The sequence below is a fragment of the Clostridium sp. CTA-1 genome (assembly GCF_054768215.1).
In genome coordinates, this window is record NZ_BAAAAP010000005.1 from 160,272 (window position 1) to 173,797 (window position 13,526).

Here is a 13,526-nt window from a genome sequence, read left to right on the forward strand (position 1 = left end):
TCATTGTCATTCGTCTATTCACGATATATTAGAGTCTAATCGCGGCAAGGGAGGCTTAAAATGAATCAGCAATTAAATATTCATGAATCGTTGCTTTTAGATAACGGTTTTCATAAATGTAATAACTGTAAAAAATATAATTCTATTGGAACTTGTTATGAATTAGACCCTGCTATTGGATCAGGTTATTATTGGATTTATATTCATGAAAATCTTTTTTCTATAGTAATCCATGATTTTTATTTTCACGAGGATTTTTATCTTGAAAGTTTACTTCCTGAGTATTTTAGTATTTCTTATTACGAATCCGTTTCTGGTGAAGAATTAAATCCTTATTCTCGCTTAAGTGCAGGATGTGTTAAAAGTTACTGGTGTAATAAAACAACCTATAAAGCATTATTCCATAAAAACATTCCTATAAAATCTATAGGAATAGAATTTATGCCAAAATATTGCGACGAATTTTTATCAAATAAACTTTCAGATGAGTATATAAATCCTCGCTCAGCTCTAATAAACATTAATGAAACAATGAATTTCCCAGAGATGGTCTTGTTACTACATCAAGTATTAAATTATAAAGGCAATGGTATTTCTGCTAAATTGTTTTATGAGGGCAAAGTTTCAGAAGCAATGGCACTTATATATGAAAGATATAAACAGCATAAACAAACTTATTCAAATCTTTCTCAAATAGATATAGACCATTTACAAAGTGTAGCTTCATATATTAATGATCATTATGCTAATGAATTACCCCTATCTAAATTGTGTAAAATAGCTTGCATGGGCAGTACTAAATTCAAAAAATCCTTCAAGGAATTATATAAATGTACTGCTACCGAATATATACAGCATCGTCGTATGAGCCAAGCTGAGCATCTTTTAGCAGATACAGATTTGACAATAAGCCAAGTTTCTAACATTGTAGGTTATAAAAGTGCTAGTAGATTTTCAGAACTTTTTAAAAAAAGCACTGGTTTATGTCCCATTGAATATAGACATTTATCAAAGCATTCTTAATCAATAATCTAAAAATCCTAAAAATTTTATTGTAAACAAAAAGTTATCAAAATACTTTCATATCAGTACTTCGATAACTTTTTATAATTTATTTTTACTATCTTTCTAATATTATTAAACATATATCTATCATTACATCTATTCTCTATTTCTACAAGTCCCATTGTTGCCAGTTGCTTAATTCTCCAAATAACAACCCACTCACGTAAACATGGTTTATTCATTCCAATAAATTTACCAACCACTCGTACTATACGTCTATTTTCTATTGGAACTTTTTCTAAAATCAAATCATCATAATAACATTCTTCAACGGTCTTTATACCTTCAGATGTTTCAAATTGTATCTACTTGCTGTTGTCCCTCATATTAAAAAGTCAAACGCATATCATACCAAACTGCTCCACCATGTGTGGATTCTGAAATTCCTTCATTTTTAAAACCGAATTTTGAATAATAATGTAATAGTTTTTCTTTGCATGTAAGCACTAATCCTTTACGCCCTTGTGCCTTTGCATCTGCAATAACCTTATTAATTATTTTTTCTGCGCAACCTTGTCCACGATATTCGGGTATAGTATTTACACCAAAAATCATTTGCCACTGACCATTTTCGTTATGTAAATTGGCATCCTCAAACATCTCATCAGATAATTTTGATTCATTTGTCACCATTCCATTTACAAATCCAACTAGTTTTCCATCCTCCTCTAAAAGCCAAAAATGATTAGGATACATACTTAATCTCTTTCTAAAATCACTTTCTGAAGCAGCTTCTTCTGGTGGAAAACATATTGCCTCAACAGCAGTAATAGCTTGTAAATCTTCAATGGTTGCAGTTCTTATATTCATATTCATCAACTCCTTTTATTTATTACTAATTAGTATTTGTCCATATGTTATACAATAAATATTACAACTAGTTTTCAACAACTGAACCTATTCTTATTTTAAATTTATAAAACTATCAATTAATTTTTTTATTAATTAAAAATATTATTTTTGATTTCAAAAATTCTCATCATTTGTTTTGTTATATTTTATCATTATACATAATTTACTACTTTAAAATCAACTTTTATTTTATCATGCACCAAACCCTTTTCCTTCTAAAAAACATACTCCCTTCATAGTAACAATTTTATTATTTCAACTATCTACTATAAAGAAAGTATATCAGCCCTCATGGTTTAATGTTAATTTTTTATATAATCCTTAATTTATAAAACAAAATCATTATAAATCAAGGGATTTCTTAAAACCTACTATATGTTATTTTGTGGTGTTTGCCTTTTTAGTATTTGCTTAATGTTTTTGATTGGTTTCCTTAGATCCAGAACGTTTTTCAGTTCCTTTCTTAACCATAATATATCTACCTCTTCTAACTTAGATTTCTATATTATTTTTTACAATACATTTTTTTTAATACATCTATATAAAATTACATTACAGTATATATAAAGGCAATTAATTGCAAAATCAAATAAAGATATCTTATTAGCAATGTCATTGAAATTATATATAATTATTCTTTGTTCACTACAAGGTGAATAAAAATCATTCTGGTTAAATATACTATACTCAATTTTATAATGTTGATTAATGTTAAAGTTATTTATCTTATTAATCCAAATATCCGAATTTAAGCCTTGTAGATCTTTATATTTTTTTCTAAAAGCACTATTACAATTCCATGAAATAATTTTCAAATAAACTATCTCCCTTCAGATAAATTTATAAATTATATTATTCTATTTTACCATAGTAATTATCTTTAATTTTAAGTAAGAAAAAACTAGCCTACTATTAATGCAATAAGCTAGTTTTATATTACTTTAGTTATTTTATTCTAAAAATATTGCTCTAACGCCTCTATTAAATTTAATTCAAACATATCTAGTATAGTCAAATTATCCTTTTCTCTCCATTATATCTCTACTTGCTTAAATGCTTTTTTCATTTCCTCTATTTCTATAACTCTCTTACTTTAATACTTTTCTTATTAGTTCAATTTCATCAATATCTAAATCTGTTAATTCTTTTATTGTTTCGTTATCCATCCCCTTCTTTATTGCTTTTTTAACTATTTCTATAGTTTTTTCTTTTTTTCCTTCGTCTTTTCCTTCATCTATTAAACTTTTACCTAGCTCAGTCATCCTTAATTCCTCCTTTACTTTTTTCAAATCTTTTCCGCTTAAAAATTTATTTGCAAAAGCATATAGTATTGATTCTACATCATACTTATAGTCATTGTTTATATCTTTTACTATGTGTATAGCATTAATTATTTTATCTGATATCCCTATCTTTCCTCTCATAATAGGAGTAAATGTTAGGGCTATTATATCTTGTTTTGTAATGTCCTTGCCTAATTTCATTTTATCTACAATATCATTATATATCTTATCTCCATCTTTATCAGCCATAGATATGGAATTAACTTTATATTCATTTATTCCAGTTTCTAAAGTATTTCCTGGATTTTTTATATTGCCTGAATAAACAACATATGTAACTGCATCTTTTCCTGTTTGATGACTTAATAATGCTTCATAGGCTCTAAATCTTCTTAAATCTATTTTTCCTTTATTTGTTGTTTGAAATTCAAAATGTATAAAAGTATCATCTTCCATTAGGAAAGTATAGTCCATAAACATATTTTTAGTTTCTAAAACTACTAACTCTGTCGGTCCAAGTTCCTTAACTTTTTTGTTTATACCAAAGAACTTTAGTCCTTCCTCTGCAAAAAGATCCATTGCTCTTTTCATGATTAAATCTTCATAATTCGTAGGCTTCATTAGTTCACCTTCCTAGCTTCTTATTATATCTCTATTTTAATTCATTAATAGAAATAGTTCAAATAAAAGTAATCTTATTATAATTATTGTTATCTTCTTTGTTTATCATTATTAACTATCTCAAGTATCATTGCTACCAAAAAAAATTATTTTATGCTAAAATTATCTAGAGGTGTTTATTATGAAAAAATTAGTAAAAGTTATTGGTGCTATTGTAGAAAATGAAAATAATGAAATACTTTGTGCTCTTCGTTCTCCAAGAATGTCCCTTCCAAACATGTGGGAATTCCCTGGTGGTAAAATAGAAAAGGATGAAACTTTTAAACAAGCTATCGAAAGAGAGATTAGTGAGGAATTATCCTGCAGGGTTCAATTTATAGATGTTTTTAATGATACTACTCACGAATACAATGAGATTATAGTAAATTTAGTTACAGCTAGATGTAAACTAACATCTGATATACCAACAGCAAGTGAACATTCAAAATTAATATGGCTACATAGAGAAAATTTACTTTCCCTAAATTGGGCTCCGGCAGACATTCCTGCTGTAAAAAAACTTGCACAAGAAAAGGTATAGCAAATCATTGCTATACCTTTTTAACAAATTCATTATATAAATATGTTGGAACCTTATTGTATAATTTTATCTCAACAGTTATAGGCTTTTCTCCTTTATAACTTATTACATCTCCCTTTCCTATATAAATAAATTTTTGAACTACTCCATCAATTTTTCCATACTTTCTAATGAAAATGTGTAAGTTAACTCCTCTTTCTTTATTAAATATTATATTTTTGCCTCTTTCAGAGTTTTGAGATGTACTATTAGGCGTTTGCCATTGAAAATTTGAATCATCTATAAATTTATCTTTATAATTAATACTTTCCTTAATATCATCATCCTTATGTAAATCTATAAAAAGAAAATACTCTTTTCCATTAGTTATGAGTCCCATTCCTCTAAATGAACTATGAATTTTTGTATAATTTGAAAGCAAAGCTGTATCTATTATTTGATACTGTTCATATAACTTAAAAAATGGTACACCATAATACTTGCTAGAAAACTCTTTTTCATACCTGATAAGTCCATAATTTATAATATCCTCTATATATTTTCTATATCTTATATCATATATTACAGTATCAAACTCCGAAGTAGTTTTTAACATTCCATCTTTTAAATTAAAACATTTAATAGAATTTTTTAATTGGGAAGAGTCATAATATTGTTGATTTAAACAGCTAAAAGCATGCTCAATACTGTTATCATCTACATACTCAATATATTTTAAAATCTCTTTTTTTGCTTCTTCTAAATTTATATCTTTATGCCTCAAAAGATATTTTAATATACTAAATTCATATACTCTTTTTATTGGTAGCTTTCCTGTAAACTCTTTTAATATTTTAAAGAAAACCTCTTCATCTAATAAATTTTTTAAACTTTCATCCTTTTCCATTTTTACTACAAAATCAAGGTAAGTTCTTGCTTTAGTTAAAAATTTTAATGGATCTGGTGCCCCGTCGTATCTAATATAATCCATAAGAAAATATGGAACTTTTCCATCATTCATTTTTTTAAACTCCATATAATCTTCTTTTAAGTATTTCATAGAATTAAAATTTTCTTTATTTAATTGCTCTAGTATTCTCTCTATAGAAATTCTGTCCATTTGAATATTAGTGCATCCTGCTAAATTAGAAAACTGTGTTGCTACGGCAACCTTTAAACTATCTTTATCGTAATACCTAGAACCATTTAAAGCAATTGCTATTAAAAATGTTTTATTATGATTTCCTATAAAATCTAATACAGTTAAAAAAGTTTTATTTGGATATTTTCTAAGTCCTCTACCAAGTTGTTGTATAAATACTATAGGAGAATTAGTTAGTCTAAGCATTAAAATTAAATTAATGGATGGTATATCTATCCCTTCATTAAAAATATCTACAGTAAATATTACTTCTAAATCATCTTTATCATCTTCTAATTTTTTTATATACAATTCTCTCTCATTAGCAGAATTATTACCTGTTAAAAATACACTATGTATACCTCTTTTATTAAACTCATCTGCCATATATTTTGCATGATCAATATTTACACAAAATCCTACACATTTACGCTTTTCTCCATCATGACCATAAAAATTCATCTTGTCTATTATAAAATCTACTCTTTTATTAACATTTAGTCTTTTAGCTATTTCATCTAAATCTTGTACTTTGACATCACTTAAATCAATATCTTCAATATCTGTTATACCAAAATAATGAAAAGGAATAACTAACTCAAGTTCTAATGCCTCTCTAAGCCTAACTTCTAAAGCAACATTATTATTAAAAATATCAAATATGTTTTTCCCATCACATCTCTCTGGTGTTGCAGTCATACCAAGTAAAAATTTTGGTTCAAAATAATTTATAACTTTTTCATATAATGGACTAGAAATATGGTGAGCTTCATCTATAACAATATATTCAAATTCATCTTTTTTAAAGTTTTGGAACTGTTTTCCCATTGTTTGTATAGTTGAAAACAAATAATCAGAATCTATAGCTTTACTATTTCCAGTTAAAAGTCCTGTTGTTTTATTTTTATTTTTTACTAATTTTTTGAATGTCTTTTCAGACCTTCTTAAAATTTCTTCTCTATGAACTAAAAAAAGCATTTTTTTAGGATTATATTCTATGACATCAAAAGCTGACATATATGTCTTACCTGTTCCCGTAGCTGCAATGACTAATGCTTTATCTTCTTCAGATTTTCTTAGTCTTTTTAAATTTTCCAAAGCTCTTTTTTGCATATCATTAGGCGTTATTACCTCATAATCAAAAAAATTTAAAGTTTTATTTTCTTCAACTTTTTTTAGTTCTCTTAAGAATCTATCATATTCTCTTATAAAATTATCATCAACAACAGAAGTTTCTCCCCATAACTTTAAATATTCTTTTAAAACCTCTTTTGTAAAACTATTCTCCTTTTTAGAAATAGATTTAACATTCCACTCGATATTACTTTTTAAAGCTCTTTGCGTTATATTTGAAGATCCTATAATTATTTTATATTCTGCTTCATTCTCAAAAATATACGCCTTTGTATGAAACCCTATCTCTTTTTTAGAAACAAAAACTTTTAAATCTATATTATTAAATTCTTGTATTTTTTTAAGAGCTTTTGGTTCAGTAAAATTAAGATAAGTTGATGTTATTATTTTCCCTTCAATTTCTCTTTGTTCAAGTTCTTTAAAACTATCTAGTAAAAGTTGAATACCACTAAAATTAACAAAAGCCACACTAAAATAAAATTTTTCACATTCACTTAAACATCTTTTAATTTCACATAATAGATTTCCTTGTTCTGAATTGACTATCAGATTATTAATTATTAAATATTTATCATCAGCTGATTCTATTTCTTTATGTTCAAGATCAATATACTGATCCGTTTGTTTATCTATTATATCTGTTTCTTCTAATATTGGTTTCATATTTGGTCCTCTTACTATCTATGTAGTTTTTTATAATAAACTATGCAAATTTCTTTATTAAATTATTTTATATATATTATTATATCGTTTTTTACAATATTTTATCATAATTATCCATCATATTCTAATTAAGTTTCCTAAATATGCTATTTCTACAGTTTCTTTTCTAGCCAAATTAATTGTCTCTTTTTCTATAATACTATAATTTTACTTTTAGCCCAAATAAAAAGACCAGTGATTACATTAATACAATATCTTTATTTAAAGTTTTTTACTAATAAAATATTTTATATATACATCATACCATCAGCATTTTTTATAAATATTCCTTTTATAACTGGGTCTTTAATCTGTGATTCTAATCTAACCATTCACAACCCATGAAACTCAAAGTTTAGCTTATTACCATCTATCATAATGTACTATTTCTTTATTAAATCTATCTTCTAGCTCCTTGTCTTCATTTGGATATTCTATAGGTATTACAAATAAAGGAACTCCTGTAAATCATAATCCTTCAAGATTATGTATCATTTGAACTGCTCAATAACAAAACAAATTGCATTTACAATTTGTTTACATACCCCGAGGATCCTTGCGAAGCCTTGGGGTGAGCTTGCTTAAATAAATTTTAATCACATTCACAATATTTAACAGCATGTATATTATCTAATCTAATTTGCCAAGATTTCTCGCCAACTCGCCCTATAATTGCAATGTAATACGTAGCATCTTCCTTTATATCATCTTTAATTTGTCCTCTATATAGGCTTGTTCTAAACTTCCATTCACCATCTACTTTATTATTAGGATTATATATTTCCAATACATTATATTTGTTAGACTCTCCGCCATACTCATGCGTTTTCTTTTCCCTTTCAGCTACCTTCAATTTAACCTTTCCATAGAAAACAAAATACTCTCCGCAATCAGATTCATCGATCCAAGCATTCAGACGCTTTCTTCTAAGTGACTTAATTATGTCTTCTCTTTCCTTTTTTTCCTTTATCACCATTGGATTATTAGTTATATCTTTTGAAGATTCACCACTACTATTTCCCCCAGCATCTTTGACTGGTCTGCATAGCATATTTATTATCGAATTTAATTTATCTTGAATTCTATCATAACTAAGAGAAATAATATGTGATTTAACAAGTTTTCTTGACGCATATACATAATTGTAGGAACAATTTTTTTCATGATTTGCTGTTGGACATTTTCTTAAATGTGCACGATTTCTAGATGTTTTATGCACAAAATATAATTCCGCCTTACGACATTCTGGACAAAACATTTCTCCATCATATTTACCTATGCTACCTTTGTGTAAATCAACATATTCAGTTACTAACTCTATACCGAAAATATCCTTCTTAGTTCTATAATAAAACTCTTCAAAACTCTTTCGTTTATCTGCCATAATGATACCTCTCTTTCTTCTTAATAAAGATTATATCAAATATGGAATAATTTATCTATTTATCTTTCTGACTTGAATCTACTTGCTTATTATTTCCATTAGAAAAACTATGTTTATTCTTCAACACAATATCATATGCCTTTATATACCAATCAACATCCGCACCTTGAAAAGTAGCATTAGCTACGGTATCTGCCACAGGATTAATGATTTCAAATTCTGCGTTGTAGTCAAACTCCTTTAAAGGTACAGTTGCAGAAATGCTAACTTGAATCATTCTTCCTTTCCTTCTTGATTTTAAATCATAAGTACGTTCCTTGATTTTCTCTGATACTATACCATCTTCATTTTGTAAATGTACCTCACGCCTTAAAGCAGAAAATTTTAGATTTTCAAATGTAGCTTCTTTGTCAATAACAATTCCATTTGCTAATCTGATATAAATTTACCATCCTTTCCTTATGCTTCTATCATGTCGTCTGCATGAAGAATATAATTTGTAAATCCACGATTCCAAATCTTATAACCTTCTGCAATAATTCGTGGATTTATAAGCTTTACTCTCTTTTCAACATCAAAATGCTTTTCACCAGCTTCAACTGGAAGAATAACAGCAATATCATCTGTCCTCTGAATATCTGAATATAAATTATAGCTGCGTGATAAAACTGTATTACGCTCATTTACTCTTCTCTGCTCAACCTTGCCTTCACCAGCATATTCTAAATTTCCGAATGTTTTTTCCATATTAGGAATGATATATTTTAATTCCATATGTTCTACCTCTTTTCTTTTTTAGTACTTAAATAGATAATTTGTTTATAATATTTTTTAATAATGGTACATATTTCTTATTTTTATTTTCTTTGCGTAAAATTTAAGTTACTTCATTCTTTTGTAAGTGTGGGAACGAGCATAATATTGTTTCATATAGACCCTCCTTTTCTTTTAGTAAGTATGAGAAACGTCCCGTCAAGATACCACCACGTAAATAACTTGAGACGAAAAAAAGATATTGCATTTAAGCAATACCTTTTTTCTAAGTATTTATTCAATTTTTCATTTGATTTTTCAAATTCTAATTATAATATATTTATTTTACAAGATGCTTTTAACACTATATTTTAAGCCTATTACTGTCTCTATTCAGAAATTTCACATCATAAATAACTTCTACTTAAAGGTGCTATATTTTAAAAATACTTAAATTTAATTTCTCTTCACCTTTCAGTTAATTCTTTAGTTTACGTTCAATCATTTTGAGTATAAATGTGTCCTCTTTTCCTCTTGGAATAACAGGATTATCATTTGGCATGACCCCACATTCATACAATATATCATTTTCTGTTACTTCCCACGCATTACAAATCTTAATACTATCAACGTGCTTCAATATCTTTTTGGAGAAATCTATCTCTGGATTCTGTCCCGGGACTTTAAAAATCGCTGGGCAAATATAGTAATCTTTACTTATACTTAATGCTTTTTCAAAATTTAAAACATTCATATTACTTTGTGCTTCCATTGTATGTAGACGTGCTGGTAATAGAAACATTGATTTTTTATCAGCTGTTTTAATTCTTGGCATTTTTTGACTACCAATAATAACACGATACCAGAAAGGATGATCTTTATTTATACCTTTAATTATTCTCAATCCAACTATATCCTTCTTATCATCATTTCCAATTTCTTTTATCCACTCTGAAAAAATATTTTTACCTATCTCTTTCTTAAATACAGGTGCCAAAATGGGAAGTTCTCCTGGCATCGTTAAAAACATAACGCCCATCCAACCACTATTATCCCATAATGGAATATTAATAATATCCGATGTAATAATATTTTCATTACTTATATTTCTAAAGCCGGCTTCTTCTGGTGGTCTTTCATGCTTTATTTCAAATTCATCATTTATCTTTTCTAATTCATCAGCATCAGTTAAATCCGTTATTTCTGATTTTTTACTTCTTTCCAAACTCAATTGTTCATACTTTTGGGTTAATTCAGTGAATAAAAATTCCTTATCTCCAAATGTTTCTATAGAAATAAAAGTACTGTTTGCAAAAATGTTAGTGCGAATAATCGCCTCCTCCTTTTCTGCCATTTCTTTAATTTTATTAAATTCAGCTTTTCTAGGAAACATAATAGAAATGACAAGTCCTAATATTTCCACAAATTTATCATGCATTTTACTTTGTGCCTGCAAATATTCACCATGATTATATCTAGTAATACTGATGTTAATTTCTGTAGGTAAGTCACTATTACGTCTTATATCTATATTAAATTTACTCCCTTGTGATAAATATACATTTATTCTTATCTTTCCTACCATTGAACCCAATTTAACATTTATACCAGTTCCTAAAAAGCATTCGATGGTTGCTAACACAGATGATGCAAATTCAATAGCAAAAGCATTATTAGTAGTTTTAACTTCAAAAAGACATCCTAATATTCTTGATTTCATACTTATTTCATTTTCAAAACCATACCAAGGCTCCGCCTTTAAATTGTCTAATACTGGTTGTTTTTTCCATTTGGCTATAAAATCATCAAATACTGATTTATCTCCATTAAAAGCTGTCAACATTTCATTATCATAATGTCCCAATTCATACTCTATAGCAATATTGGAAAAATTTAAATTTCTATCTTCAAAATATCCAGCCAATTTACCAATATTTTTTAATTTTTCAAATGATGTACGAAATATTTGTATTGCAAGAATATAGTCATAATTTTCTTCTTCATTTCTTAATTTCTCAGGATATATATTTTTCGAAATTTGCTCCAAATAGTGAAACTCCGAAGAGTACATAATTCTTCCAAGTCTCAATTCCACATATTTCAAATGATTCGCTGATATCATTAGTACAGGACTCATTTCACCTTGTTTTATATATTTATTGAAACATAAGCAAAAATCATATAAATAAAAGTTCCTCGCAGCCCAAAATAATCCTATTTTTTCAAACAACTCACCCATTTCTAATACTATGGTAATAAGATGTTCCTTATTGGATTCATTATAAAATCTTCGTAGAGTTCTACTAAAATATGCAATAGCCTCATATGGTTTTGTCTCTTTTAATGCATGTCCTCTCTTTGCAAGCATTCTTCCAACTTCACCATCTTTATTTTCTTCACCCATTCGTTCAACAATTAATTCAAACAATTCGTTGTATCTCTCGGCATTCTCAAATAATTGATTTTCCTGCACTATTCTACTTATCGGATACAAATTAATTTCCAAACTTCCTATACTCTTTTTAATAATATTAATATACTCATCTACAATATCATTTATATCATCACCTAAGAATACCCTCATTAATTGATATGCATTTCTTGCTTGTAAAATAGTATTAGGCTTTGTAATATCCGCTGTCAGCTGTTCATATTTATCAAGTATTTTTTTCGTATGTGAATTAATATTAACTTCAAATCCTTCCATCTTTAAAGCATTTAAATTAATCCACAAAGTAATTAGTTTTTCAAATGCATAGATACTATCTTCTTGTAATACAAGTTTCTCTAATTCAATATATAATTCATAAAATTCTGTTTCATCTGTGTACCACCAATATATTGTCCATGCACACTCATACATACATTCTATCTTTTCATTTTTATTTCCATATTCATTTGCCAATCTCTTATATCTATCTATTAAGCCTAAAATATCATGTTTGTTATACTCTAACTCTCTTCCTAATTCAATACTCTTTTTGGCTAATGGTATAATTTCTGAAATCTTCAATTCTGTTGGCTTAGCAAGTTTTTCTCCGATGCTCCTTAATTCAATTTGCCTAGAATAATCATGCTCGCCTACCATTTTTTCATCCAATAGATTTTCCGATAAATGGAAGCAGTCTATTGCTATTAATTTATTACTGTCCTTAGCAAATATTTTATCCAACAACCAATTCTTATCAAATATACGTATATCCATCTTATAGATATTACGCAACTCATCTTCTTTTTGTGCTCGCTTCTTATCTGAAATATATTGATTAGACAAGAAGAATATTTTAGTGTACCCTCTTTCTTCTTCATCATTAACTTTTACTATTTTTTCAACATCTGACTTAACTTTTCCATTCCATTCTCGCTTAGCACTTACTGCAAATGCCCATCTTTCTGTACCAGCTTTATTACCATCGCCATAAAACCATGTTTCTGTTAATATCTCTGCCACAGGATAAGTCTCGCTATCTACTTTACTATCTCCTCCACCTGTTGGTCCTGTTTGTGTTAATAAGTTAGGGCATAATTCTGCTTCAATTATTTTTTGACAAAACTGTTCAAATTCCTTTTCCTGACTTCTACTTGAAACAGTACCCAAGTAGTAATCCATAAATGCCTTACTTAACTGAGCTTTTTTTATTATTTTTGAATCAGAAAATTGTTCTGGGTGCATTTTCTTAAATGCTTCTTTTTGTCTGCTCATACATATCCATTTTACTCCTCTCTTTCAACACAATATTTTGCTTTTTTTCATATTTTCTCAACTTACCACTCTTTAAATTTAATATTTTTACTTATTTCCGAATAATATTCCTAAATTACTTTTTATTATATATATCCTAATTATATCAAAAGAATATACACTAATCTATCGCTTCCTAGACGTAAAAAGAAAAATTGCCCGAATTAATATTAGTTTCCAACTCATACTTGTTGCTTTTTTGATACTTATTGTAAATGCTTAATTACTACTCCAATAATATATAGCTTTGATACGAACCAAAAACAACCTACCCCTAGACAGATAATTAA

Annotated in this window: 10 protein-coding genes; 2 read left to right on the plus strand and 8 right to left on the minus strand. The window is 27.5% G+C overall.

Going from position 1 to position 13,526, the window contains the following annotated elements; genetic code table 11:
• Nucleotides 1-60 precede the first annotated feature (60 nt).
• The gene (locus ACYUEW_RS05755; protein WP_460276390.1) at nucleotides 61-1,023 is read left to right on the plus strand and encodes a helix-turn-helix domain-containing protein; all 963 of its coding nucleotides are present in this window, start codon (nucleotides 61-63) and stop codon (nucleotides 1,021-1,023) included.
• Between the two features lie 62 nt (nucleotides 1,024-1,085).
• On the opposite strand, the gene ACYUEW_RS05760 is transcribed toward ACYUEW_RS05755, so the two are convergent.
• The 3 genes from ACYUEW_RS05760 to ACYUEW_RS05770 all read right to left on the minus strand — a co-directional run bounded on the left by ACYUEW_RS05760 (nucleotide 1,086) and on the right by ACYUEW_RS05770 (nucleotide 3,821).
• A complete protein-coding gene (locus ACYUEW_RS05760; protein ID WP_460276425.1) occupies nucleotides 1,086-1,370 on the minus strand; it encodes a DUF3658 domain-containing protein in 285 nt (94 codons plus the stop codon).
• A gap of 22 nt (nucleotides 1,371-1,392) precedes the next feature.
• Nucleotides 1,393-1,875: a GNAT family N-acetyltransferase gene (locus ACYUEW_RS05765; RefSeq protein WP_460276391.1), complete on the minus strand. Its 483-nt coding sequence runs from the start codon at nucleotides 1,873-1,875 to the stop codon at nucleotides 1,393-1,395.
• 1,130 nt (nucleotides 1,876-3,005) lie between these two features.
• On the minus strand, nucleotides 3,006-3,821 hold the full coding sequence (locus tag ACYUEW_RS05770) for a nuclease/transposase family protein (RefSeq protein WP_460276392.1): 816 nt from the start codon (nucleotides 3,819-3,821) through the stop codon (nucleotides 3,006-3,008).
• Between the two features lie 181 nt (nucleotides 3,822-4,002).
• Here ACYUEW_RS05770 and ACYUEW_RS05775 point away from each other — a divergent pair, with 181 nt between their 5' ends.
• Entirely contained in the window at nucleotides 4,003-4,401 is a 399-nt protein-coding gene (locus ACYUEW_RS05775; RefSeq protein ID WP_460276393.1) for a (deoxy)nucleoside triphosphate pyrophosphohydrolase, read from the plus strand.
• A gap of 10 nt (nucleotides 4,402-4,411) precedes the next feature.
• Here the strand turns inward: ACYUEW_RS05775 and ACYUEW_RS05780 are convergent, their stop codons facing one another.
• The 5 genes from ACYUEW_RS05780 to ACYUEW_RS05800 all read right to left on the minus strand — a co-directional run bounded on the left by ACYUEW_RS05780 (nucleotide 4,412) and on the right by ACYUEW_RS05800 (nucleotide 13,197).
• Complete coding sequence (locus ACYUEW_RS05780) at nucleotides 4,412-7,318, minus strand: DEAD/DEAH box helicase (RefSeq protein ID WP_460276394.1); 2,907 nt, start codon at nucleotides 7,316-7,318, stop codon at nucleotides 4,412-4,414.
• 631 nt (nucleotides 7,319-7,949) lie between these two features.
• Entirely contained in the window at nucleotides 7,950-8,741 is a 792-nt protein-coding gene (locus tag ACYUEW_RS05785; protein WP_460276395.1) for a hypothetical protein, read from the minus strand.
• Between the two features lie 55 nt (nucleotides 8,742-8,796).
• Nucleotides 8,797-9,180 (minus strand): YdcP family protein, encoded by a 384-nt coding sequence (locus ACYUEW_RS05790; protein WP_460276426.1) that lies wholly within the window; start codon nucleotides 9,178-9,180, stop codon nucleotides 8,797-8,799.
• 20 nt (nucleotides 9,181-9,200) lie between these two features.
• Nucleotides 9,201-9,515, minus strand: a complete 315-nt coding sequence (locus ACYUEW_RS05795) for a YdcP family protein (protein ID WP_460276396.1) — start codon at nucleotides 9,513-9,515, stop codon at nucleotides 9,201-9,203.
• 457 nt (nucleotides 9,516-9,972) lie between these two features.
• Nucleotides 9,973-13,197, minus strand: a complete 3,225-nt coding sequence (locus ACYUEW_RS05800) for a hypothetical protein (RefSeq protein ID WP_460276397.1) — start codon at nucleotides 13,195-13,197, stop codon at nucleotides 9,973-9,975.
• Nucleotides 13,198-13,526 lie beyond the last annotated feature (329 nt).